This is a genomic window from Helicobacter cetorum MIT 00-7128 (genome assembly GCF_000259255.1).
Lineage (GTDB): Bacteria > Campylobacterota > Campylobacteria > Campylobacterales > Helicobacteraceae > Helicobacter > Helicobacter cetorum_B.
Genome location: NC_017737.1, coordinates 249,517 through 274,495, shown reverse-complemented (window position 1 = coordinate 274,495; position 24,979 = coordinate 249,517). Strand labels below are relative to the sequence as shown.

Sequence of the window (24,979 nt, the reverse complement as noted above, 5' to 3'; positions counted from 1 at the left end):
CAACCTTAACTAGGAAAAAAGGGCAAAGACAAAAACCCTTTAATCACTAAAGCGTTAATAATGTCAATAAAAAACGCTCCTACTAACGGCACTACGATAAATGCCACATGCGAATGTCCGTAGTGGTTGGTGATAGTTTGCATATTCACCATAGCCGTTGGGGTTGCTCCAAGTCCAAAACCACAATGCCCAGCACATAGCACCGCCGCATCATAATCTTTGCCACATGCTCTAAAGGTTACAAGAACCACATAAAGTATCATAAACACCACTTGAGTCGTTAAAATAACCGCTAATGGCACAGCAAGTTTTAACAATTCTAATAAATTTACGCTCATTAAAGCATAAGCTAAAAACAAGCTCAAACTTACATTACCTATTACAGAAACTTCTCTATCAAACACGCTATGGATTTTGAAAAACGATAAAGCATTTCTTAAAATAACCCCCACAAACAAGCATAATACAAAAGTGGGTAGAGTGAAACTCTTAGGCATTAAATGAGATAAAAAAGTCCCTACTAATAGAGCAATCGCAATCAAGGCTAAAGACTCTACAAAACTTGATGCAGTGATTAAGCGCTCTTCTTTAGGGGTTTCAAAACCTTTGGAGACAATACCTTCAAGAGCGTCTTTTTCTTTAGTATCTTTTGGCTCTAATTTGTATTTAGAAATCAAATATTTTGCAACAGGCCCTCCAATAATCCCCCCACTCACCAATCCAAAGGTCGCACACACCATGCCCACTTCCAAGCTTGAGCTAAAATCATAGGGAGCTTGTGTGAAAGAATTAGCCCATGCCGCACTTGTGCCATGCCCTCCCACTAAAGCAATAGAACCCCCTAAAAGTCCCATTAAAGGATTCACCCCCAAAAGACTTGCTACAGCAACACCTACAATATCTTGACACACTACAAACCCCACTACCACAAGCAAGAAAACTGCAAGCATTTTCCCGCCTTTTTGCAAAGATTTGAAATCCGCACTCAAGCCAATAGTAATGAAGAAAGTCAGCATTAAAGGGTCTTTTAAAGAAGAATCAAATTGCAAATCAAAATCATAAAATTGGTGGGCTAACATGATAAAGAATGCTACTAAAACCCCACCCACAACAGGTTCTGGAATATCATAATCTCTTAAAAATTTTATCTTAGAAATAACATAGCGTCCAAGCAATAACACTAAGACCATACACACCAAAGTAGCGTAAACATCTAGTTTAATTTCTTGCAAACTTGTATCCTTATTAAGCAAATTTGCCTTATTATAATATAATAGCCCCTTAGAAATAAACGATATTCATTAGAAAGTAGGTATTCCTTGCACACAGTATTACAAATTGGAGCTGGTGGCGTAGGCGGTGTCGTAGCACATAAAATGGGCTTAAATAGAGATATTTTTAAAAACATTATCTTAGCAAGCCGAAGCCTAGATAAATGCCAAGCAATTAGAGAGAGTATGTTAAAAAGGGGGCTTGGAGACATCACAATTGAACAAGTCAATGCAGATGATGTTCAAGCCTTAGTAGCGTTAATCAATAAATACAAGCCTAAAGTCGTTATCAATGTGGCTTTACCTTATCAAGATTTAACGATAATGCAAGCATGTTTAGAAACTAAAACGCATTATATTGATACCGCTAATTACGAACATCCAGATTTAGCGAAGTTTGAGTATAAAGAGCAATGGGCGTTTGATAAAGCCTATAAAGAGGCGGGGATTTTAGGGGTTTTAGGGGCTGGGTTTGACCCGGGCGTAACGAATGCTTATGTCGCTCACGCTCAAAAACACCATTTTGACACTATCTATACTTTAGATATTTTGGATTGTAATGCGGGAGACCACAAACGCCCTTTTGCAACCAACTTTAACCCTGAAATTAATTTAAGAGAAGTCAGCTCTAAAGGGCGCTATTATGAAAATGGCAAGTGGGTTGAAACCAAACCTTTAGAAATCAAAAAAGTATGGGCTTATCCCCAAGTTGGTGAGATGGATTCTTATCTTTTATACCATGAAGAATTAGAATCATTAGTTAAAAACATTAAGGGCTTAAGAAGGGCAAGATTCTTTATGACTTTCTCTCAAAATTATCTTAACCACATGAAGTGCTTAGAAAATGTTGGCATGTTAGGCATTAAAGAAGTAGAACATCAAGGCGTAAAAATCGTGCCAATACAATTTTTAAAGACTTTACTTCCTGACCCAGCGACCTTAGCCAAAGACACTACCGGCAAAACCAACATTGGGTGTTATATGACCGGAATTAAAAACAATCAAGATAAAACGCTCTACATCTATAATGTGTGCGACCATAAAAAATGCTATGAAGAAGTAGGCTCACAAGCTATAAGCTATACTACCGGCGTGCCAGCCATGTGTGCAGCTAAAATGATTTGTAATGACACTTGGAGTGTGGAGCAGTTTAAAGCAGGGGTGTTTAACATAGAAGAGTTAAACACTGACCCCTTTATGGAAGAATTGACTAAACAAGGCTTGCCTTATGAAGTGATTGAGCGTTAAAAACGCTCTTTGCTTTTATATTATTTTCCCCCCCTTTATGCTCTTTGAAATTTAATCTTTGGAGCTATTTGGAGCGATAAATATCGTTTCTCTCTCTATAGTAATATTCTTATCATCTATGCTATAAGCTTGTATCTTAATAGGGGTAATTGCATCTCTAGTGCGCTTGATATGGCGCTCTGTAACTTGCGCATGATTTTCTAAGGGTTTTCTTAAAATCACTACCGCCTTAATCTTTTGCCCCGCTTTAATAGTGATAGGCTCTAAGGGTTTTTTAATCTTAATTTCATCATGCCCTAAAATTTTAAAGTAAAAACTATGATTTTTAATGTCAGTATTATTAAATAAAAAAACATAATCATTATCCACATACCCACTAGAGCGTAATTCATATAAATCACTATTGCGATTAATGTCTAATAACATGCGTTCTTTTTTAAACGAAGTGATAGCTAATAGACCTACTACAATGGCAATAACCACTATGTAAGCTATGGTTTTTAAACGCATTAAGCGCACTTTTTCATGCTTAATCGTAGCGTTTGTTGAAGTCCATTGAATGAGTGATGGGCGGTTGTATTTAGACATCGTTATCGTGCAAGCATCTACGCATTCTAAGCAATTGATACATTCTAATTGTAAGCCCTTTCTAATATCAATATGAGTAGGGCAAACTTGCACGCAATGCCTGCAATTCACGCATTCATTATCTGCACTACGCTTTTTAGGAGGCAAGGGGTTTAACACACCATTAGGTTCATAAACAACACCCCCTCGCTCTTCGTTATAGATAGGGTTTAAAGTGTCATTGTCATACAACACCGATTGCACCCTTGCATAAGGGCATAGATAGATACAAAAACGCTCTGCAACCACTACAATATCAAATAACACTACTAACGCACTTACAAGCCAAAAACCCATAGCAATAGCGTGTTCGCTAGGATTTTTAAGATAGAGAAAAAAATCTTCTGGAGCGATAAAGTAAAAGAAAAAAACCATCATTAACCCTGCCACAATAGGGGCGAATAACAAAATACTCAGCATTTTGCGTAACTTGTAGCTTAAAGTGTCTTGAGCCATTTCTTGCTTATTATTAATCTTTTTATGGAGTTTAAAAATCTTAGTTTCAATCACATCTCTATACAGCACTCTTAAAAAGGTTTGCGGGCAAGCCCACCCACACCACACACGACCCAACATTGTAGTGATAAAAAAGACACCAATAAAAAGCAAAATAACCATAAAAGGCATGATTTGCATTTCAGAGGCATTCCAAATCTTGCCTAAAAAATGCACTTGTTTATACTCAAACGAGATTAAAAATAAATGTGCTCCATCAATGCGAATAAAAGGCGTAATAACCAAAGCTAAAAAAATTAGAGCATACCCTATATAGCGTTTCAAACGAAATGATTTTAAAAAATGATTAGTCGCATCAAGCATGAAATATCCTAAAATTTAAGTGTCTTACTATACCCTAACAACTTAACGCTTTTACTTAAAATCATCAACATGTTATAATGATGACATTTTATTATTTAAGGCAAATTTATGGATAGCGTTTTAAGCTTTTTGACAAACATTAATGTCATTTTCACTATTTTAGGGTATTTGATTGGGGGGATTCCTTTTGGCTATGCGCTAATGAAAATCTTTTATAATACAGACATTACCAAAATTGGCTCTGGAGGCATTGGCGCAACCAATGTTTTGCGCTCTTTGCAAAATCTTGGCGTTGCTAAAGCTAAACAACTTGCTATGCTCGTTTTAATCTTAGACTTATTCAAGGGCATGTTTGCAGTTTTTTTAAGTAAATTATTTGGTTTGGATTATAGTTTGCAATGGATGGTAGCTATTGCGAGTATTTTGGGGCATTGTTATTCGCCCTTTTTGAATTTCAATGGGGGTAAGGGTGTTTCTACAACTATGGGTGCGGTAGCCTTGCTCATTCCTATTGAGAGCTTAATAGGGCTAGTAGTATGGTTTTTTGTAGGCAAGGTGCTTAAAATCTCTTCACTAGCAAGCATTCTAGGAGTAGGGACTGCAACGCTTTTAATCTTTTATGTTCCTTATATGAATATTCCTGACTCTATTAATATTATCAAAGAAGTTGGCACACAAACTCCTATGGTATTGGTCTTTATTTTCACGCTTTTAAAACACACTAGCAATATTTTTAACTTGCTTTTAGGCAAAGAAAAGAAAATTTTATGAGAGTAACACAAAGCGTTCATGTCCATAACTTCATTTTTGAAACCATTTTAGGGATTTTGGAGTTTGAACGCTTAAAACCCCAAAAGATAAGCCTAGATTTAAATCTTTCCTATACGACATTGCAAAACAAGGCTTACCTAGACTATATTGAAATCCAAAATATCATTCAAAATACCATGCAAGAAAAGCAATACTTGCTGATTGAAGATGCCCTTAAAGATTTAAGCAATATCTTAAAAAACCGCTATGAAGAAATTTCTAAACTCTTTTTAAAAATCACTAAATTAGAAATTTCTTCTTGTTCGCAAGTAGGGGCAAGCATAAATATTTGCTATGAAGATAGTTTTTAATTTCTTCTTTCTCATTATTTGCCTGAATGCTCGCCCTATAAACCCCTTATTAGAACCTTTATATTTTCCTAATCATGCACAATTTTTGGATTTAAAACCTCATTTTATGATTAGAAAAAAGCATGTTTATAAACCTTTTAAATGGGGGAATACCATAATTATCAAGCGTAAGGATTTAGAAGAACGCCAAAGCAATCAACCAAGCGATATTTTCCGCCAAAATGCCGAAATCAATGTATCTTCTCAAACCTTTTTAAGGGGACTTAATAGCGATTTTTCACGAGTGATAATAGATTCAGTTTCACAATAAAACTATAATAAATACTAAAACTATCCTTAGTAGTATTTTTTTTCATAATTTCGTAATTTTAAAACTAAGTTTAAGGTATTATTATATAAAATAGTGTAATAATAATCTTTTGGATTTAATTTTTGACTTAATGTGAAAAATTGAAATTTGTTGAATTTTAAGGAATAAAGGCTAAAAGAAATGCTTAGAAATGGATTTAGGATTATTTTTGTCTCGCTTGTTGTCGCAAGTAGTCTAGAAGCTCAAGAAAGTCGCACGCTTGGTAAAGTTACTACAATGGGCGAAAGAACCTTTGAATATAACAATAAGATGTATATCAATAGAAAGGAGCTTGAACAACGCCAAAGTAATCAAGTTGATGATATTTTTAGAACTAGAGCTGATGTGAATGTGGCAAGTGGGGGCTTGATGGCACAAAAAATCTACATTAGGGGTATTGAGAGCCGTCTCTTAAGGGTAACTATAGATGGCGTTGCTCAAAATGGTAATATTTTCCACCATGATGCTAACACCGTGATTGACCCAAACATGATTAAAGAAGTAGAGGTTATTAAGGGTGCGGCAAACGCTTCAGCAGGTCCGGGTGCAGTAGCAGGTAAATTAGCCTTTACTTTAATTGATGCGAATGACTTTTTAAGAAAGGGTCAAACCTATGGCGCTAAGGTTGAGGCAGGGTTTTTTACTAACTTTGGGTATCGTGTGAATTTTACCACTGCTTATCGTGGCAAAAATTGGGATATGTTAGCGTATTACAACCACCAAAATATCTTTTATTATAGGGATGGAAATAACGCTTTTAGAAATCTTTTCCACCCCAATTATGACTTAAACGACCCGGGCAATAGCGACCAAGGTATAGGAACTCCTAGTGAAACCAACAGCGTTTTAACCAAATTCAATGGATATATTAATGATACTGACACCATTACGCTAAGCTATAGCATGACTCGCTATAACTCTACAAGACTTTTGCGCCCTAATACCACTTCAGCGCTTTCTAAAGTAAATTATCCGGGAGGTCAACCCGCACCTTTTGTAATTGACTTTGGTAAAGAATTAGCTCATACCATTAACTTTAACCATAGTTTAAGCTTAAAATACAAGCATGAGGGTGGCACAAGCTTTAGTCAGCCTCGTATTGAATCCACCGCTTTCTTAGGGGTAAGGGGGGGTAATTATAATCCTTTAGTAAATCCCTTTGCCTATAATTCTAATGAGCCTTATAATCCATACTATACCCAAGAAATGGGGCCTTGGTGTAATAGCCCAGAGGGTGCTGGGCAATGCACACAAGGAACCATTACGCCTATTAATGGTGGTGCTGGAGGGTATCAAATAGGGTATAATTCTACTTTAGCAGTAGGTGCACCTTGGAGCATAAACCCAAAAACAGGTGTCTATACAGGACCTGTGCCTAAAAATCCAGCCTATGACATGGCACCACCAAATTCTAGTAATACTACAGCGAATGACTGGACTTTAGGAAATGCTGATGCTGAAGGGACTCTAGCTAGAAGAATCTTCTTAGTAAACTCCGGAATTAATCTTAAAGTGCAACACCCCTTATCTGAAGACTATGGAAATGTCTTTGAATACGGCTTAATTTATCAAAATATTAGCGTATTCTCTGGACTAGATAAGGGAGCAAATGGCTATTATAAAAATAATATCAACCCTAATAGCCCTAATGGCTTAGGCTTGCCTTATCGCCATTACTACACAGACCAAAGCTCTCAATACCCTCAAAATTTGAATACGCCTAACCCTCTTTATCGTAACATGCCTCAAAACTCGCATGCTATCGGTAATATTATTGGTGGCTATGTGCAAGCCAACTACAATCTTTTAAGAAATTTAATCGTGGGTGCGGGAACTCGTTATGATATTTATACCTTGTTAGATAAAGATGGACGCACCCATGTAACTTCTGGTTTCTCACCTTCTGCAACCATTCTTTATAATCCTATTGAAAAAATTGGCTTAAAAGTGAGCTATGCGTATGTAACCAAAGGTGCCTTACCCGGTGATGGCGTTTTGATGAGAGACCCAACGGTAATTTATCAACGAAATCTTAAGCCAGCTATCGGTCAAAATGTAGAATTTAATGCGGATTTTAACAGCAGGTATTTTAATGTGCGTGCTGCAGCGTTCTACCAAGTGATTAATAACTTTGTTAATAGCTATGGTCAAGATGCCTCTAAAAATGGCGGGGGTAATGCGACTGCAAAGAATATGTCAGGAAACTTGCCTCAAACCATTAATATCTATGGTTATGAAGTTTCAGGGAATGTGAAATACAAGAATTTCTTAGGGACTTTCTCTGTGGCTCGTTCTTGGCCTACAGCTGAGGGGCATTTATTGGCAGATACTTACGCACTAGCTGCAACTACAGGAAATGTGTTTATCCTAAAAGCTGACTATCGCATACCTCGCTGGGGACTTACACTCACTTGGCTTTCACGCTTTGTAACTAATATGTATTATATGGGATATTCAATCTATTATCCACAATGGGGCTTAATGAAAATTCATAAACCCGGCTATGGCGTGCATAATATTTTTATTAACTGGACGCCTCCCGGAAGTAAATGGAGAGGCTTAAAACTTTCTGCTGTCTTTAACAATATCTTAAACAAGCAATATGTAGACCAAACTTCTGTATGGCAAGCAAGTGCGGACGCTCCAGCAAGCGATATGATTCCTAAAGACAAGCGTATGGCACTCCCAGCACCCGGATTTAACGCTCGCCTCCAAGTATCCTATCAATTCTAGGTTTTAAAAAAGAAATCTTAAGATTTCTTTTTTAACTCTCTTTTATATATTTTCAAAATGAAATCTAAAAGACCTTATAAAAATTACCAAACCTTATGGAAGAAATTTCGCTTATTTACTAAGCTCACTAAAATGCTTTTAAGGATTTTAAAAAGTAGTTTTATAAGAAATTTAGTGAGTTTAGACTAAGATAGATATTCAAATTTAACATTAGAAAATAGATATGAAACCAAATTACCAAGCCATTCCAAGCACTCAAAGTGTGTTGCAACTTTTAGAAAATGAGCCTTACAATAAAACTTTTCTTAAAAAAATCGTTACACAAACGATAGAAAACGCACGCAAAAATCCCTCCATTCTCACGCCTAATCAGCAAGAAAACGCTCAAATTATGGCTAAAGAAACTAAGCGAGCTATCCAAAATCTTTTGAAAAACCCCTATCAAAAGATTATCAATGCAAGTGTGAGTGCCTTTGGGTCAAATTATGGGCGAGCGTTTTTTACCCAAAAATTTTATGAAAAAATTGAACCAAATCTAAGAGAAGTTTTAACAAACCCCATTGATTTAGAATGCGATTTAAGCACCGCTAAAAGAGACAACCGCTTAACTCCCTTAAAAAAGCTTTTTAAAGCGTGTTTTGACACTGAAGAAGTCTTAATTGTGAATAACAACGCTAGTGCAGTCGTTCTCATCGCTAACGCTTTAGCTAATCAACAAGAAATTATTGTTTCTTATGGCGAATTAGTAGAAATTGGGGGGAATTTTAGGATTAAGGATATTTTGCTAGCTAGTGGAGCGAAATTGCACTTAGTAGGGAGCGTGAACCGCACTTATTTAAGAGATTATCGCCTAGCTTTGAATGAAAAGAGCAAAATATTACTTAAAATCCATCCTAGCAACTTCACCCTTAAAGGCTTTAAAAAAGACACGCCTTTTAAAGACTTACAAACCCTAGCAAAAGAGCATAACTTAGTTGATTATTACGATTTAGGGAGTGCGAGCTTATTAGATAATCTCAAAGAAGAGACTTTAGAAGAGATTCTAGCTTTAAAGCCTTCGTTATTAAGCTTTAGTGCGGATAAATTCTTTAATGGGACACAAGCGGGCATTATTATGGGTAAAAAAGAATTGATTGACATCTTAAAAAACCACCCGCTTTATAGAGCCTTTAGAGTGGATAAAGTTACGCTCACTCTATTATTTCATAGTCTCAAAGCATGGATAAGTGCTAAAGAAGATATTAAAGTGTGTGAATTACTAAATCAAACTAAAGATGAATTATTGCAAAAAGCTCTAAAACTCTACGCTCTTTTAAAACCCCTAGAGTTAAATGTAAGCGTGGCGTCTAGCTTTTCAAGCATTGGAGCAGGGAGCTTGCCAAATTTAGAGCTAGAATCCTTTTGTGTAAAAATCCAGCCTAAAAATAAAAAAGTTTTAGATTGTGAAAAACTTTATTTAAGGCTTTTTCAAAAAGGTGTTATTACAAGAATCTCATGCGAACATGTGTGTTTTGAAGTCTTTAGCTTGAACGAAGGAGATTTTGAAAAAATCACCTTAATTTTAGAAGAAATCCTAAATAAGGCTTAAAAATTCGCTATAATAGGACTTCTTTTTAAAGCATAATCTCCCCAAAAATAAAAAGGAACTTAAGAAATGGAAAAAATCAGCGACCTTATAGAGTGCATTGCGTATGAAAAAAATTTACCTAAAGAGATGATTTCAAAAGTGATTCAAGGCTGTTTGTTAAAAATGGCACAAAATGAATTAGACCCTTTGGCGCGCTACTCTGTGATTGAAGAAAACAAGCAGCTCCAGCTTATCCAACTTGTAGAAGTTTTAGAAGATGATGATGAAAGATTGCTTAATGACCCTTCTAAATATATCAGCTTGTCTAAAGCTAAGGAAATGGAGCCAAGCGTTAAAGTTAAAGATGAATTATCCTATAGCTTGAGTTTAGAGAGTATGAAACAAGGGGCAGTAAACCGCCTTTTTAAAGATTTGCAATACCAACTAGAAAAGGCGTTAGAAGACAACCATTTTGAAATGTTTCAAAAGCGTATTAATAGCGTTTTGATAGGGCAAGTGATTTTAGTAGATAATAATCAAAATACTTTTGTTGAAATTGAGCAACAATTTCAAGGTGTTCTTTCTATGCGTCATAGGATTAAGGGCGAGAGCTTTAAGGTAGGCGATAGCATTAAAGCCGTTTTAACACAAGTCAAACGCACCAAAAAAGGCTTATTATTAGAACTTAGTCGCACCACTCCTAAAATGCTTGAGGCGTTGTTAGAATTAGAAGTGCCTGAGATTAAAGACAAAGAAATTGAAGTGATGAATTGCGTGCGAATCCCGGGTAATAGGGCAAAAGTAAGCTTTTTTTCAAGTAATTCTAGGATTGACCCCATCGGTGCGGCAGTAGGGGTTAAGGGTGTGCGTATCAACGCAATAAGCAATGAATTGAATAAAGAAAACATTGATTGCATAGAATATTCAAATGTGCCTGAAATTTATGTAACTCTCGCACTAGCTCCGGCAAAAATTCTAAGCGTTGAGATTAAAAAGATTCCTTTAGAAGAATTGAGTGCCGAAGATAAAGAGCAAATTCAAGAGCGTTTCATTGTGGATAACTATCTCCAAAAAGCTAAAGTGCGTTTGCTAGATACAGAAAAATCTAAGGCTATCGGTAAAGGTGGAGTGAATGTATGCCTAGCGTCCATGCTTACAGGCTATCATATAGAATTTGAAACGATTGCAAGTGCTAAAGAAAATACTAACACTGAAAATGAAAATGATAAAGACGCACAAAAAGTAGGGGTAGAGGCCTTAGAATCCTTGTTTAAAAATTAAAATACCCTTAAGTGAAATATAGCAATTTTGCTATTGTTTCACGCCTATAGAACCACATCTAACTAATTCCAATCTAAATTTTTAGATATTACACTCTTTTACTACAAAAACCAAAAAAAACCGATTTTTCTATTTTCTATGCCACAGAAAAACATGCATTAAAATAATAATATTTTTTGTGCTTGTTATCATTGCGGTATTTTAGCATGATAGCTCATTGATAATGGCTCATTTTAGGTGGAATGGTGATTGATTTGTTTCACGTGAAACATTAAGACTTGCTATTTTTATCTCATTCCCTCTAAAAAAACATTAAAAGTATTTTGTATTAAAAATCCATTTTAATGAAAACTATCTTAATAATATGTATTGCTTTAAACATTGATTGATACGATAAAGATTTTTAAAAAATATTACAAATAATCAGAAAACTCTAATAATACAAGTAATTAATGATGTATTTTAGCCACTATACACTTTTAAAATTTCTTTTGATTTAGTTTTAAATATTCATTATTTTAAAAAAATAACAATTATTTTTAGCGATAGAAACAAAATAAAGCTATAAATTACTATCACATGTTTCATTTTCATTTTAAAAATTGTATTTGTTTACTTTTCGTTTTTTTTTTTTTTTGTTAAGTTACATTTGTGTCTTTTTAGCTTTTTATGGCATATGCCATTATAATTTCAATATTAAGGTGAAAATATGGATAAAAAATTTATCGTCAGTCTCGCATTAGCGTCAAGTCTTATTAGTGTGGCAAGTGCTACAAATAATGCACAAGATTTTAATAAGCCATTCTTAAAGCCATTTAAAATTAGTTGGCCTACTGCACAGCAAAACTTTAATGGTTTTAAAAGTGTTGTTCCTACTAAGGAAGTCAAAGTGCTGAACCAACAGCTCAATACTTTCAAAACTTTGGTTAAAAAAGTAGGAACTTTACAAAATCAAAATGCAAGCTTAAAGGAAATCAATAACACGATAGCACAAGCAAAGACAGCGGAAGTTAAACTTAATAACACTTTAAATAAACTTCAAACTGCTCTAAATAATGATTACAACTCTACTACTCCTCATGCTCAAAGTTATTTGAATGATGTAGGCAATGCTCTAAATTATGTTGGTAGTCTTTCTAATAGTGTAGCTAAGGCTAATAATGCACTGCATAGCGCTAAAATTAGGCTTAATACAATAAGCGCTAATAATCAAATTTTAGATAATGATGTCAAACAACTTACAGATGAATTTCCGCATCAAAAAGTCGTATTTAAGAATAAAAAAACGAGAGAGGTCATTACAGAGAAAGGTAATGGCAATAGTCTTGCTAAAAATAAAGAAGAAGTTATCTATAATTTAGAAAATGGTGCTTTAGGTATTGATAAAAAAAGCATTAATAAACAAGTAAGTAAGATTGCTAATCATGTTAGCACTATTAATAAAATTGTAAGTGAAAGCATGTCAACAGGCGTTAAAGATAGTGCATATAAACAACTTGATGCGATTTATAAAAAAGATATAGCTAAAGCTGAAGCTTTAAATAAGATAAGTGCTAAAGACAATATTTCTAACTCAACTTCAGCCAACTTAGCTACTAAAGCAATCCAAAAAGCTTATAACGACCTCAAAAATGCCAATCAAGAAGTTGTAAATAAGACAAAAGCTCTCAATAGCGCCCTAAGTAACTTACAAAAAACTATGCAATTTGGTAGCATTAAGAATGCCTCTAACAAATCTACTATTGACTTTGCTAAAGCTCAACAAGCTGTAGATAGTGCTACTAAAGCTCTTAAGGTTGCTCAAGCTGATTACACTAAAGCTAACAACGCTTTAAATAGTGCTGTAAAAGCTAATGAAACAGCTAATACAAACACTTACAATCAAGATGTAGCTAGTGCTGATAAGTTAGAGAAAGTTAAAGATATTGCTATCAAAGGTAATGCTAACAACACAGCGACTACCTCTTTAAGTGATGACTTGAATAAAGTTAATCAAGCTAGTGCTAAAGTGGCAAGTGCTACTACTGCATTAAACAACACTCTAAAAACTCTCCATAGCGCTGTTGGCACTAAAGGTTTTGCTAAAGCTCAACAAGCTGTAGATAGTGCTCTAAATGAACTTAAAAGCGCTCAAGCTCAATACGCTCATGCAAATAATACTTTGCAATCTATGATTAAGACCAATGTGTTTAATAATACTGATAAAGGTATTATCAATGTCAACAATATTGGTTGGAAAGAGTCCACATACAAATTTAACCTAGAGAATGGCACACTAAGTCTTGGACATAATGTTATCGCTCAAAATGAGAAAAAGCTTGCTGAAAAAGTTGATAATAGTATTAGTATCTATGAAAAAGATAGTATTATCAATAAAGAACAAGAGGCTGTAGCATACCAAGATAGCCTTAATGCTAAAAAAGTTTTAAATAGCGTGGCTCAAAATGCTGATACCTTAAAGAGTGATAATAAGCTTTACCAAGATAATGCGTCTAACTATCAAAAAGCTACCGGTATTTGGAGCTTTAATAACGCATATAGCAATGTAAAAGATAGTGCTCAAGTGGTAACTAAAGATGAGAAACTTTTAAAAGATGCGATTAATATCGTAAAAAATGTTAGTGGTGCTAAAGCTTTTGCTAAAGCGCAACAAAACGAAATTCAAGCGTTGAAAAACTTAGAGAACGCTCAACAAAACTTTACTAACGCACAAAATGCGTTCAATAAAGTGAATGATAACTTTAAGAATTCTATGCCTTTCTATGCAAGCGCATGGGGAGATACTTCTCTTATCAATGAATATAAGCAATATGCTAATAGCTCTAACGCTACCATTAAAGCTGACTATGAGAAACTATCAAGTGATGTTTATAACTTAACCGGTAATACAAAAACCGGTGTGTATAGACTATCTTGGTGGATAGGCTTGAATACTTATAGTGCTAAAAACCAACAACAAGTTTTAATCGCTCAAAAAGCATTGAAAGATGAGGAACAACAATTTACTAAAGATAAGACTATCTTAACTCAAGCAATTGCTAAAGCGCAACAATCCGCTTTAAATCAAGTAAGCAATCTCAATAACGCTTTAAATAGTGATAGCAAAATTTTAAATGCAAATTTAAATCGCTACAACCAAGCTACTAGCGTTTGGGGACTTAAGTCTGTCTATAACACTACCAAGGCTGACGCACAAAGCGTTAATAAAGATAAGGTGGCATTGCAACAAGCTATGAAATCTAAAAATGTAGTGGCACAAGCAAAAGCATTAAACAGCCTATTGAATGATGAAAAATCATTGTCTAACGCTCAAAATGACTTAAGCCAAGTGCTACAAGACTTTAAAGAGGCCATGCCTTTATACCAACAAGCACATCAAGATAGCTCTAGTGTTAGCGCATATAGCAAATATGCTAATAGCTCTAACGCTACCATTAAAGCTGACTATGAGAAACTATCAAGTGATGTTTATAACTTAACCGGTAATACAAAAACCGGCGTGTATAACTTATCTTGGTTTATGGGTAATAAAGTCTTTGAAGGACTAAATGGCGAGAAAGCATTAAAAGTTCAACAAGATAGAGAGCAAAATTCTTTCCACGCATTGGAGAACGAGGAAAAAGAATTTGCTAACGATAAGGCTATCTTAGAACATGCTATTGATAAAGATTATCTCAAAGATACAGCAATAAGCTTAGATGATAATCAAGATGATATTGATTATTCAGATAGAATGGACGATTAATCATCTGTATTAAAAGGGTGGGGGAGATAAAGCTTTATTTTAATCTTTTTAAAATAGAGCTTTATCAATTCTATTAAAAATAAAAAGATTTAACCTTTATAAAACTTCAAAATTGCTTTTAAATCACTTTTTACTTATCTAGGCATATAAAACTATTCATAATAACTAAAAAGACAATTTTAATAGTAATATGGATAAAAAAGAAAAATATATCTTAACCATGAATATTAAAAATTAGCGCTATAATATTTAAATGTTTTCACGTGAAACATTACGACTTTTTAAAAAATCTTGTTTCACTTCAGCGACAATATTTTCATCTTTAGACAAATCAATGTATTCAAAACTATTTCCGCTTTGCTCTTCGCCTTGTAGTAAATCTCCGCTTTTTCGGTATTCTAAATCTAATTCAGCGATTTTAAATCCGTCTAATTCATCAGCAAATTTTTCTAATCGTTCGTTTTCTTCTTGAATGGTGCATAAAAAACAATAGCCTTTCAAACCATTACGAGACACACGCCCTCTTAATTGATGCAAGGTCGCTAAGCCTAATCTCTCAGGGGCTAAAATCACCATCACGCTTAATCGTGGTAAAGAAATGCCTACTTCAATAAGTGTGGTTGCTAGTAAAATACTTCCAAATTCTTTAAATTCTTCAATAATCTCTTCTTTATTCTTATCTTGCCCTGAAGTGATATAAACATTTTTAAAGCGTTTTTGCCAAAAACTTGCCCCTTCATTGAGTGATAAATAGGGGATTTTTTCACTCTCATTCACAAGTGGATAGACTACAATGACTTGATGATTTTTAGCAATTTCATTATTAATTCGCTCCATAACAACATTAAATTCTCTTTTATGCAAGACTAGAGTTTCAATCTCTTTTTTATAAGGGATTTCTCTAATTGCCGTCGTTTGGACAAAGGCACTTTTAGCTAAGGCTAGGGTGCGTGGAATGGGCGTAGCTGAAAATTGTAATGAATGGGGTTTATTACCCTTATGACTAGCCATTTTTTCTAGTTGATAGCGTTGCTTGGTGCCAAATCTGTGTTGCTCATCAGTAATCACTAGAGCAAATTCATTCAAGTCTCGCTTGTCAAATAACAAAGCTTGCGTGCCTATAACAACATGAATAGTTTTTTCAAACAAATTATTTGGTTGCTTTTTACTCCCACCTAGTAGCAACTCCACTTCAAAATAGGGGGGTAAAAATTTTAAAGCTTCGTTATAAAGTTGTTTAGCTAGAATAGAAGTGGGTGCCATTAAAAGGGTTTTATGTGGATAGGCTAATACCATGCTTGCTAAAATCACCATTGTTTTTCCACACCCTACATCACCTACAATCAAACGCTTACACGCTATAGAACTAGCCAAGTCATTTTGAATTTCTTTAATGGCGTTTTGTTGGTCGTTAGTGAGACTAAAGGGTAAAGAAGTGATAAATTCATTTAAGCGTTCGCTATTATTAGCACACACAATTTTAGCACTAAATCGTAATTTCTTACGCTCCAAACTTTTCATATAAAAAAGCATTTCAATGTATTTTAACGCATTTAAATGTTGTAAAGGAAAAGTCTTAAAGCGTTCATAATCTTTTACAAAATTTTGAGTAGGAAAAAAGATTTCTAGTAATAAATGTGCGATACTTTCTTTAATGCCTTCATTTTTTAAATTTTCTAAAGAAATGAGACTTTGTAAATTTTCTTGGATTTTTTCGTGGTTTTTGACCTTTTTAAAAAGCAAAGAAATTTTTCCAAACTCTGTAACGATTTTAGGCGTGTTAATAATAGTTGCATGATTAAAAGAGCTTTGCTCTAATTTACCATAAATAAACAAACTTTCGCCTATTTTAAACTGATTGTAATGAAACGCACTATAATTAAAAAATACAAGCTCTAAATTCTCATTAAATCGTTTAGAATACACAAAGATTTTTAAGACTTTTGCATAGCTTTTTTTATCTAAAATAGTAACTTCTAGAGTGCCACTTAGCCCCATTTCAAAATGCTCTAACAAGCTTAAGTCTTTGTATCCTTTAGGCACATAACATAGTAACGCTTCTAAAAGCGATTTTACTTTTAATTTTTTTAAAATTTCATTCATTTCTTGCAATTTGTTCTTACCTTAGAAAACCCTATTCAAAAAGCCTTTATTTCGTTAATTTTGTCCTAGTATTTTAACCATTTTGTGCTAAGATAAGCCAAAATTATATACTCTAATTGAGGAAACTAAAATATGAAATCAAAAATATCTCTTTTTATCACAATTATTTCTCTCATAGGGTTTTTAGGTGCTTGTAAAGACACACCCAAAAAAACAACTTCATCTCATACAACTAAAACTGCCCCTAAAGAGGCTAATCAAGATATAGAAAGAATTGAGCATGAAGAAGATGATGAGAAAATCACGCAAAAAGTGGATAATCTCATTGATAGCGAAAATAAATTAGAAAAATTAAATGAAAATGATGGGCCGGTGCAACCACAAAATAACCCCACTATTTTACAAAATTGGACTAATCATCAAGATAATCTTAGCTCTCCATTAAATAGGAATTATTAAGCATTGAAAATTTTTTCAAAAGATTTGTTTAAAAAAGTAACCCCCTTATTTTTAAGTGTTTCTTTTTTAAACCCTATAGTTGTAGGAGCTAAAACACGATTTTATATCGCCTCACAATATCAAGTGGGGAAAATGCTAATTTATAGAGATACAAAATTCACACGCACCATTGAGGGAGCAAGCTTTTCTTTTGGCTGGGAAGTTAATCCTACTAATTATTGGTTTTATTCTCGTTATTACATTTTTATGGACTATGGTAATGTTATTTTAAATAAATCTACCAACGCACAAGCTAATATGTTTACTTATGGCTTAGGCGGAGATTTAATCGTAGAATATAATAAAAATCCTCTATGGGTCTTTGCTCTCTTTTATGGCATGCAAATTGCTGAAAACACATGGACTATGTCTAAATATAGTCGCAACATGATTATTAATGATTTGGATAGTATCAAAGGTTTTTCGCTTAAAACTTCTAATTTTAGAATGTTTGGTTTGGTAGGGTTTAAGTTCCAAACGGTGTTATTCCACCATGATGCAAGTGTAGAAGTTGGGGTTAAATGGCCTTTTGCTTTTGAATATGGCTCTCAATTTGTGCGAAACTACTCTGTTTTCATTTCGCACACTTTTTATTTTTAATTTAATTCTAACCCCACCGGGCAATGATCACTCCCTAAAATACTTTCATAAATCTTAGCGTCTTTAATTTCTATTTTCAAACTATTAGAACATAAAAAATAATCAATCCGCCAGCCGATATTTCTCTCTCTTGATTGTTGCATATAACTCCACCAAGTATAAGCCTTTTCTTTAGTAGGATAAAAATGTCGGAATGTATCAATAAAACCAGCGTTTAAAAGCTCACTAAATTTTTCTCTCTCTTCATCGCTAAAGCCGGCGTTTTTTCTGTTTGCTTTGGGGTTTTCTAAATCAATTTCATTATGAGCAACATTTAAATCCCCACATACAATTACAGGTTTTTTAAGTTCTAAAGCTTTTAAAAATTTTCTAAACTCTATTTCCCAACTCATGCGATACTCTAACCTTGCTAAAGCTCGTTGCGAATTTGGAGTATAGACATTCACCAAATAAAATTTATCAAATTCACAAGTAATCACTCGCCCTTCTGTGTCATGCTCTTCTATTCCTATGCCATAGCTTACATTTAAGGGCTTTGTTTTAGAAAAAGTTACTACCCCTGAATAGCCCTTCTTAAGCGCACAATTCCAAAAATCAAAATAACCCTTAAATTCAAAGGTGTTTTGCTCTTGTTGCATTTTAGATTCTTGGATACAAAAAATATCCGCATCAACACTTGTAAAAAAATCCATAAAGCCTTTATTCATGCAAGCTCTCAAACCATTCACATTCCATGAAATCAATTTCAATTTTAATCCTTTTAAAATTTTGATTTAATTATATCTTTTTGGTAAATTTTTTAAAAATTAAGCTTCATTTTACCTTTTTTATGTAATAATTTCTGTCTTATTTGGCTTGATAGCTCAGTCGGTAGAGCAGAAGACTGAAAATCTTCGTGTCGGTGGTTCGATTCCGCCTCAAGCCACCACTTCTTTAAAAAATATAATTCCCTTTTTTAATACAATTAACACGAGAATTATCCACGCTCAAAGGAACACTTTTAGCCCTAGGAAGTTCTTCTATTTCTAACATTTCACATACCCCATCTTTTAAACGCACATGCTCTTTAACCCATTCTTTGTATTCGCTAGTTTCTTTTAAAATATCGTTTAAATAATGCCCCTCATACACTTCTACAAACCCCATAAATTTATCGCTCAAATTCAATTCATTATGCGTTACTTCGCTTTTTCGTGTGGAAGTGTAAGCTAATTCGCTTGTTTCATAGAAAGTTGGCTCTATTTGGTCATCTTGTTTGGGGCGTTCATAAACAACCTTGATAAGTTGCGAAGTGATTTGGTATTGGCTTTCCCAGCTTTGTTTTAAAGGCTCATCTATAAAATAGCATTGTCTAATTGTGCCATCTTTTTTAGTTCTAGCTCCCTTACACTTACTAATAGAGCTTTGTGCTTTTAAAATAGAAAAATTACGAGTGCTTTCAAAAGTTTCTGGCTCTTCTAAAGGCTCATTGATTTTTTGAGTAATCTTTGTATAAGGCATGATAATCTTGCCTGTTTTACCCTGAGTGGTGCTGTAATCACAAGGAGTAATATCAGTGTAAGTTTCTTTTTCTTCATCAAAGCGTTTTAAAATGCTAGGGCGAATGGCTTGCAATTTTTCATCTTCATAAACCCACTTTCCGCACGCAAATTCTTTTAAGTTAGGGTCTTTTGGCTCTATAGTTTCAAATTCATTTGGTGTTGTTTCTTCCAAAGAGGGTGCAACAACCTGCTTTGATATGATATTTTCTTGTTTATTTGAGGGTTTAGAAATAAGATTTTCATTTAAAGAGCTTTTTAGTGGCTCTTTAACATTAGTTTGATGTTTGACTTCAGCTAAAGTGTTTAAAGTCTTAGAAGAGCTATTTTTAGAGTTTATTTGGCGTAATTTATTAGGAATTTCTAAATAAGAAAAGTTTGAATAAGTTTGTGAAGGTGCAGGATTAAAATTTTGGCGTGCCTTTGGAAGTGATGGTTTTGAAAAAGAATTGAAAGAATTTATATGATGATTTTTAAATTCTTTAGAAGATAAAATGATTTGTGTGCCTTTGGGAATGATTGAGCGTTTAGGATTTAAGGTAGTTTGTAAAGAGGTTTTTTCATCAAAAGGTTTATAAGTGTTTAAAGTGTGAATATGTGTGATAGTAAAAATAATTTTTCCATTTGAAGAGATTTTATAAGTTCCTAAGACTTGATGATTCTCGTTAGAATCAATGATTTTAGCTTTGAAAGTGCCTTGTTTGGGTGAAGTTTTAATCTCTTCTAAAGTTTCAATGATAAGAGCTTTAAGGGAATTTGTAAAGAATAAGAGGATATAAAAAAAATTTTTCATAAAGTTTTCCAAATTTTGGTATATGCAAAAATTGTAGCTTAAGTTTAGGGTCTTTAGTAGCTTATAAGGGGTTAACTAAAATTTTAGTTATTAAAGTATTAAAAATAGTAGCAGTAGTAGTAGAGATGTGAAAGAGTGGAATGAAACGAAAAATAGTTTTTAAGAACTTCGGTTTTTAGGGAGTTATAGGAATTTAGAAAATGTGAATGAAATGCCTTTTGACATTCCTTTTTCATTCACATTGTTTTAAGTGTTTAGTCTGGTTTTAATTTCCATAACCAAATTAGATACCAGAGAATTTTTAGCTTCAAGTGATTTTTTAATGCTAGAGTAGCTTTTAGAAATGCTTGAATGGTTTTTTAAGTCTAAAAATTGAGCTAAAGAAAGCGTGGAATTAGGTGTATAAAGTTTGGCAAAATATACTACTAATTGTCTTCCTAAGGCAACATTTTTTTGGCGTGAAGATTTTCTGAGTTCGCTAGATTTGAGATTGAGGCTTTGAGATACAGCAAGCACGATATTTTCTAAGTTTGAATTTTCTATATTATCTTTTTGAAGACCTTCTAGGGCGTTCTTGGCTAAGTTTAAGTCAATTTTTGCATTCATAAGGTCTGTGTTAACTCTAATAGTAGAAATAGCGCCCTCAATTTGACGGATATTGTCGCTATTTTGAGCAAGATATTCCATAACATCTTCAGGTAAAGCGATTTTATTGAGTTGGCATTTTTGTTTAACAATAGAAAGCTTAGTTTCTAAATCAGGGGGCATAGCTTTAGCAATAACGCCAGAAGAAAAGCGTGATTTTAAGCGTTCTTCTAAACCGATAATGTCTCTAGGAGGCTTATCAGAGATGAGGACAATTTGTTTTTTCTTTTCATAAAGGGCGTTGAAAGTATAATAAAACTCTTCTTCTAGCTTGGGTTTGCCTTGCAAAAATTGAGCGTCATCTAGGAGAAAGAAATCACAATTTCTATACTTTTCTCTAAAGCTATCCATGGTTTTATTGTGCAAGCGGGCTTTGTAATCATTCATAAATTCTTCAGCAGTGAGTAACACAACATTTTTTTGTTTTTCTAAAGCGTGATTACCAATAGCATTTAAAATATGCGTTTTGCCTAATCCTGTGCCACCATAAAAAAGCACCGGATTACAAGGGGGCGTATCGCTTTGGGCGATGTCTTTAGCGATTTTATAGACATTATTCCCGCACTTGCCTACCACGAAATTTTCAAAAGTGTAAGAGGCATTGATACTAGATTTGCTCGCATTATAATTGATGATAGGTTTTTCAGCAACTTGGATTTTAGAGCCAACTTCAAATTGCACTTGCACGCTATTAGCTAAATGCTTGCCGATTTTATTTTGACTCAAAAGTTCTGAAAGTAGGGCAGAATATTTGGATTTAATATAATTGCACACTAGCATATTTGGCACAGAAAAAACAGCAATATCGCTTTTGCTCTTATTGGAATTATATTTGAGTTGGCTCAAATAGCTTTCAAACTCAGATGGATTGACCTTTTGTTTCACTAAATCAAGGATTTCTTTTTCAATACTATTCATAGGCGTATTATAGCGCAAACGAGGGGATTAGTTTGGCTATCTTCAAAAATGGTGTGAATGAAATATGAATGAAATGTGCTTAACTTAGGATTAAAATGTGAACGAAAATGACTAGAATTTTAAAACTGATTTTTTAGACTAGGTATCAATGGATATTAAGTGAGGCTTGAGAAATATTTAGGGATAAGAGGATAAGCTAGAAACTAGCTCTATAGGGTATTTTTGGAAGTTTTTTGATTTTTTTAATACGCCTATAAGACAAGCTAATAGAAATCAATCCATAGGCAAACAATACGCTAAATAAGAAAAGTAAGCAAGCAAAAACAAGAGATGCATCTGAATAATGAAACAAAATAAACAATAAAATGCTCATAATAACACCGCCCTTAGCCAAAATTTGTTTCTTTAACTTGAAACTTTAGAATTTAGAATTTACTATAATTATTGTATTAAATAGAACTAAACTATGGGTAAACTAAACTATCAGATTTTAAAGGGAAATAATGTTACTTTGTGCTGGAAGAAATGAAATGTTAAAAGGAGCTATTCCTATTGGAGTGGGTTTAATAGAAAGTGCGATAAATCTCACTTGCTTATGCTTAAAAAATCCTAGTATAGAAAGCCTTGTTTTTATAGGGAGTGCTGGGAGTTATAGTCAAGAAATTGAGCTTTTAAGCGTGTTTGAAAGTGTTGAATGTTATCAAATTGAAGAGAGTTTTACTCACTTTAAGAGCTATACGCCTTTAGATAATGCGATACAAATAGAATGCGAAGAGAAAGCCCTTTTTCAAAGAGTGAAACTTAATAGCAGTAATTACATTCACACTAATGAAATTTTTGCTCAAAAAATGGCTCAAAATAATATTTTATTAGAAAATATGGAGTTTTTTAGCGTGCTAAGCGTGGCTAAAACCTTTTCTTTGAAAGCTAAGGGGATTTTTTGTGTGAGTAATTATGTGGGAACTAACGCTCATAAGGAATTTAAAGAAAATCACGCTAAAGTTAAACGCATTTTAGAAAACACGCTTAAAGCTTATCAAGGATAGTTTGGCTATCATGCAATATTTCTAAAATTAAAGGCAATAAGATGTTTGAAAAAATACGCAAGATTTTAGCGGATATTGAAGATGCACAGAGTGAAATTGAAATGCTTTTGAAATTAGCGAATTTGAATTTGGGGGATTTTATTGAGATTAAAAGAGGGAGTATGGATATGCCTAGTAGCGTGAATGAGGCGTTTTTCGCACAATTAAGCGAAGAAGTGGAGCATTTAAAGGAATTGATAAATGCTTTAAATAAAATCAAAAGAGAATTGTTGGTGTTTTAAATGTGTGGGATTGTAGGTTACATAGGAAATAGTGAAAAAAAGCAAATCCTTTTAGAAGGCTTGAAAGAATTAGAATATAGGGGGTATGATAGTGCTGGTTTAGCGGTGTTGAGCGATAATCATTTAGAAGTGTATAAAGCCCAAGGGAAATTAGAAAATTTAAAATTAGAGCTTGAAAATAAAGAGTTTTTGAATTTTGGCGTGAGTATCGCTCACACAAGATGGGCAACCCATGGAAAGCCAAGTAGCATAAATGCTCATCCGCATTTCACAGAAAATTTAGCTTTAGTGCATAATGGGATTATTGAAAATTATGCAAGCTTAAAAAAAGAATTAGAAGCTAAAGGGCATGTGTTTTTAAGCCAAACAGATACTGAAGTCATCGCCCATCTATTAGAAGAAACGCTTAAAAAAGAGAGTGATTTATTGAAAGCCTTTCAAAAATGCATTAGTCTTTTAGAAGGGAGTTATGCAATCTTAATGCTCCATAAAAGAGCTAAAGAAAGCTTGTTTTATGCTAAATCTTCTTCGCCTTTAGTCGTGGGTAAAGGTAAAGAAGGGTTATTTTTTGCATCAAGTTTAAGCGTTCTAGCTTCTAAAGTGGAGCAATTTGTAGTCTTAGAAGAAAATAGTGTGGGGCAAATTTCTTTAGAGAGTTTTAAAGATTTAAAAAATATTGAAAACATGAAAGACTACGCCTTTGATAACAAAGATTGTTCTAAAGGCAATTTTAGAAATTATTTAGAAAAAGAGATTTATGAGCAACATAGTAGCCTATTAGAATGCTTAGAAGGGCGTTTAGAAGGCTTGAATGTGTATTGTGAAATTGACCCTAAGTTTTTAGAAAATGTGAGTGAAATCACGCTGTGTTCTTGTGGGAGTAGCTACCATGCGAGCATGGCTAGTGTGTATTTATTTGAAAGATTAGCCAAAGTGAGAGCAAGAGCCATTTTAGCGAGCGAATACCGCTACGCTAACTTTAAGGCTAATAAAAACGAGCTTTTTATAGCGATTTCTCAAAGTGGCGAAACCGCTGATACTTTAGAAGCTTTAAAATTAGCCAAAGCTCAAGGGCTTAAAACCATTAGTTTGTGTAACGCCCCCTTTAGCATGATGAGTAGAATCAGTGATTACACCCTTTTAACTAGAGCAGGAGTAGAAAGAAGCGTAGCATCTACTAAGGCGTTTTCTTCACAAGTAATGCTTTTATGGCTCTTAAGCGTGTATGTAGGCAAACAACTAAAAACGATTTCTAAGGAAGAAGAAAAAATTCAAGCCAAAAGCATGCTAGATAGTGTGAATGCCATGCTAGTAGAGCCTAAATTGCATGAAAAAATCAAACGCTTATCCAAACGCTACTTGCATGGGCATGGCTTTTTTTATATCGGGCGTGATGTGTTTTATCCGCTCGCTTTAGAAGGGGCATTAAAACTTAAAGAAATCAGCTATTTACACGCTGAAGGGTATGCGAGTGCAGAGATGAAACATGGGCCGATTGCATTAGTGGATTCTAATCTTTTTACGATTGCACTATTATCTAAGCATTTGTTATTTGATAAAACTAAGAGTAATATTGAAGAATTAAGTGCAAGAGATTCTACCATTTGTGTGTTAAGCTCTGAAGTTTTAGAAATAGCTGATGATTTTATTAAGCTAGAAAAGAGTGAGAGTTATATGGAAGAATTTTTTCGCACCAATTTGGCGTTGCAACTTTTAGCCTTAGAAATTGCCATGCGACTAAATCACGATGTAGACCACCCCAGAAATCTAGCTAAAAGTGTAACTGTGGAGTAATA

At 33.9% G+C, this 24,979-nt stretch carries 19 protein-coding genes and 1 tRNA gene; 14 read left to right on the top strand and 6 right to left on the bottom strand.

The genetic code is table 11. The features are described 5' to 3' along the window. Positions 1-5: 5 nt before the first annotated feature. Positions 6-1,232: a sodium/glutamate symporter gene (gene gltS, locus HCW_RS01390; RefSeq protein WP_014660442.1), complete on the bottom strand. Its 1,227-nt coding sequence runs from the start codon at positions 1,230-1,232 to the stop codon at positions 6-8. An 87-nt stretch (positions 1,233-1,319) separates the two neighbouring features. Between gltS and HCW_RS01385 the strand changes: the two genes are divergently transcribed. Beyond that, complete coding sequence (locus tag HCW_RS01385; protein WP_014660441.1) at positions 1,320-2,519, top strand: saccharopine dehydrogenase family protein; 1,200 nt, start codon at positions 1,320-1,322, stop codon at positions 2,517-2,519. A gap of 51 nt (positions 2,520-2,570) precedes the next feature. On the opposite strand, the gene ccoG is transcribed toward HCW_RS01385, so the two are convergent. Next, positions 2,571-3,965, bottom strand: a complete 1,395-nt coding sequence (gene ccoG / locus HCW_RS01380) for a cytochrome c oxidase accessory protein CcoG (protein ID WP_014660440.1) — start codon at positions 3,963-3,965, stop codon at positions 2,571-2,573. Between the two features lie 108 nt (positions 3,966-4,073). On the opposite strand from ccoG, the gene plsY reads away from it, so the two are divergent. From plsY to HCW_RS01345, 7 genes are all read left to right on the top strand, one after another. After that, a complete protein-coding gene (gene plsY, locus HCW_RS01375; protein ID WP_014660439.1) occupies positions 4,074-4,736 on the top strand; it encodes a glycerol-3-phosphate 1-O-acyltransferase PlsY in 663 nt (220 codons plus the stop codon). Continuing rightward, positions 4,733-5,086, top strand: a complete 354-nt coding sequence (locus HCW_RS01370; protein WP_014660438.1) for a FolB domain-containing protein — start codon at positions 4,733-4,735, stop codon at positions 5,084-5,086. The genes plsY and HCW_RS01370 overlap by 4 nt, the downstream gene beginning before the upstream one ends. Continuing rightward, complete coding sequence (locus tag HCW_RS01365) at positions 5,070-5,396, top strand: Plug domain-containing protein (RefSeq protein WP_014660437.1); 327 nt, start codon at positions 5,070-5,072, stop codon at positions 5,394-5,396. The genes HCW_RS01370 and HCW_RS01365 overlap by 17 nt, the downstream gene beginning before the upstream one ends. 180 nt (positions 5,397-5,576) lie before the next feature. Continuing rightward, positions 5,577-8,168: a TonB-dependent receptor domain-containing protein gene (locus tag HCW_RS01360; protein ID WP_014660436.1), complete on the top strand. Its 2,592-nt coding sequence runs from the start codon at positions 5,577-5,579 to the stop codon at positions 8,166-8,168. A gap of 223 nt (positions 8,169-8,391) precedes the next feature. Then, complete coding sequence (selA, locus tag HCW_RS01355; RefSeq protein WP_081478648.1) at positions 8,392-9,756, top strand: L-seryl-tRNA(Sec) selenium transferase; 1,365 nt, start codon at positions 8,392-8,394, stop codon at positions 9,754-9,756. A gap of 66 nt (positions 9,757-9,822) precedes the next feature. After that, on the top strand, positions 9,823-11,016 hold the full coding sequence (gene nusA / locus HCW_RS01350) for a transcription termination factor NusA (protein WP_014660434.1): 1,194 nt from the start codon (positions 9,823-9,825) through the stop codon (positions 11,014-11,016). A gap of 709 nt (positions 11,017-11,725) precedes the next feature. Next, the gene (locus HCW_RS01345; RefSeq protein ID WP_014660433.1) at positions 11,726-14,761 is read left to right on the top strand and encodes a hypothetical protein; all 3,036 of its coding nucleotides are present in this window, start codon (positions 11,726-11,728) and stop codon (positions 14,759-14,761) included. Positions 14,762-15,010: 249 nt separating this feature from the next. Here HCW_RS01345 and recG read toward each other — a convergent pair whose 3' ends face one another. After that, the gene (gene recG / locus HCW_RS01340; RefSeq protein WP_081478671.1) at positions 15,011-16,864 is read right to left on the bottom strand and encodes an ATP-dependent DNA helicase RecG; all 1,854 of its coding nucleotides are present in this window, start codon (positions 16,862-16,864) and stop codon (positions 15,011-15,013) included. A 132-nt stretch (positions 16,865-16,996) separates the two neighbouring features. On the opposite strand from recG, the gene HCW_RS01335 reads away from it, so the two are divergent. Next, entirely contained in the window at positions 16,997-17,323 is a 327-nt protein-coding gene (locus HCW_RS01335) for a hypothetical protein (protein ID WP_014660431.1), read from the top strand. A 3-nt stretch (positions 17,324-17,326) separates the two neighbouring features. Beyond that, the gene (locus HCW_RS01330; protein ID WP_014660430.1) at positions 17,327-17,962 is read left to right on the top strand and encodes an outer membrane protein; all 636 of its coding nucleotides are present in this window, start codon (positions 17,327-17,329) and stop codon (positions 17,960-17,962) included. Here HCW_RS01330 and HCW_RS01325 read toward each other — a convergent pair. Next, entirely contained in the window at positions 17,959-18,711 is a 753-nt protein-coding gene (locus HCW_RS01325) for an exodeoxyribonuclease III (protein WP_014660429.1), read from the bottom strand. The genes HCW_RS01330 and HCW_RS01325 overlap by 4 nt on opposite strands. A gap of 103 nt (positions 18,712-18,814) precedes the next feature. On the opposite strand from HCW_RS01325, the gene HCW_RS01320 reads away from it, so the two are divergent. Continuing rightward, positions 18,815-18,890 (top strand) — tRNA-Phe (locus HCW_RS01320). A 5-nt stretch (positions 18,891-18,895) separates the two neighbouring features. Here the strand turns inward: HCW_RS01320 and HCW_RS01315 are convergent. After that, on the bottom strand, positions 18,896-20,293 hold the full coding sequence (locus tag HCW_RS01315) for a hypothetical protein (RefSeq protein ID WP_014660428.1): 1,398 nt from the start codon (positions 20,291-20,293) through the stop codon (positions 18,896-18,898). A gap of 246 nt (positions 20,294-20,539) precedes the next feature. Next, positions 20,540-21,856 carry a chromosomal replication initiator protein DnaA gene (dnaA, locus tag HCW_RS01310; RefSeq protein WP_043902551.1) on the bottom strand — a complete coding sequence of 439 codons (1,317 nt, stop codon included), beginning with the start codon at positions 21,854-21,856 and terminating at the stop codon, positions 20,540-20,542. Between the two features lie 503 nt (positions 21,857-22,359). Here dnaA and HCW_RS01300 point away from each other — a divergent pair. The 3 genes from HCW_RS01300 to glmS are packed head-to-tail and all read left to right on the top strand — an operon-like array spanning position 22,360 to position 24,977. Then, positions 22,360-22,902 carry a purine-nucleoside phosphorylase gene (locus tag HCW_RS01300; RefSeq protein ID WP_014660425.1) on the top strand — a complete coding sequence of 181 codons (543 nt, stop codon included), beginning with the start codon at positions 22,360-22,362 and terminating at the stop codon, positions 22,900-22,902. Between the two features lie 41 nt (positions 22,903-22,943). Then, positions 22,944-23,183, top strand: coding sequence for a DUF2443 family protein (locus HCW_RS01295; protein WP_014660424.1), 240 nt, complete (start codon positions 22,944-22,946; stop codon positions 23,181-23,183). After that, a complete protein-coding gene (glmS, locus tag HCW_RS01290; protein WP_014660423.1) occupies positions 23,184-24,977 on the top strand; it encodes a glutamine--fructose-6-phosphate transaminase (isomerizing) in 1,794 nt (597 codons plus the stop codon). The last annotated feature ends 2 nt before the right edge of the window (positions 24,978-24,979 follow it).

Bases quoted from the DNA above. Each gene is read 5' to 3' on its own strand.
- ccoG (WP_014660440.1), bottom strand. From the start codon at position 3,965: ATGCTTGATGCGACTAATCATTTTTTAAAATCATTTCGTTTGAAACGC.
- plsY (WP_014660439.1), top strand. From the start codon at position 4,074: ATGGATAGCGTTTTAAGCTTTTTGACAAACATTAATGTCATTTTCACT.
- HCW_RS01370 (WP_014660438.1), top strand. From the start codon at position 4,733: ATGAGAGTAACACAAAGCGTTCATGTCCATAACTTCATTTTTGAAACC.
- HCW_RS01365 (WP_014660437.1), top strand. From the start codon at position 5,070: ATGAAGATAGTTTTTAATTTCTTCTTTCTCATTATTTGCCTGAATGCT.
- HCW_RS01360 (WP_014660436.1), top strand. From the start codon at position 5,577: ATGCTTAGAAATGGATTTAGGATTATTTTTGTCTCGCTTGTTGTCGCA.
- selA (WP_081478648.1), top strand. From the start codon at position 8,392: ATGAAACCAAATTACCAAGCCATTCCAAGCACTCAAAGTGTGTTGCAA.
- nusA (WP_014660434.1), top strand. From the start codon at position 9,823: ATGGAAAAAATCAGCGACCTTATAGAGTGCATTGCGTATGAAAAAAAT.
- HCW_RS01345 (WP_014660433.1), top strand. From the start codon at position 11,726: ATGGATAAAAAATTTATCGTCAGTCTCGCATTAGCGTCAAGTCTTATT.
- recG (WP_081478671.1), bottom strand. From the start codon at position 16,864: ATGAATGAAATTTTAAAAAAATTAAAAGTAAAATCGCTTTTAGAAGCG.
- HCW_RS01335 (WP_014660431.1), top strand. From the start codon at position 16,997: ATGAAATCAAAAATATCTCTTTTTATCACAATTATTTCTCTCATAGGG.
- HCW_RS01315 (WP_014660428.1), bottom strand. From the start codon at position 20,293: ATGAAAAATTTTTTTTATATCCTCTTATTCTTTACAAATTCCCTTAAA.
- dnaA (WP_043902551.1), bottom strand. From the start codon at position 21,856: ATGAATAGTATTGAAAAAGAAATCCTTGATTTAGTGAAACAAAAGGTC.
- HCW_RS01300 (WP_014660425.1), top strand. From the start codon at position 22,360: ATGTTACTTTGTGCTGGAAGAAATGAAATGTTAAAAGGAGCTATTCCT.
- HCW_RS01295 (WP_014660424.1), top strand. From the start codon at position 22,944: ATGTTTGAAAAAATACGCAAGATTTTAGCGGATATTGAAGATGCACAG.
- glmS (WP_014660423.1), top strand. From the start codon at position 23,184: ATGTGTGGGATTGTAGGTTACATAGGAAATAGTGAAAAAAAGCAAATC.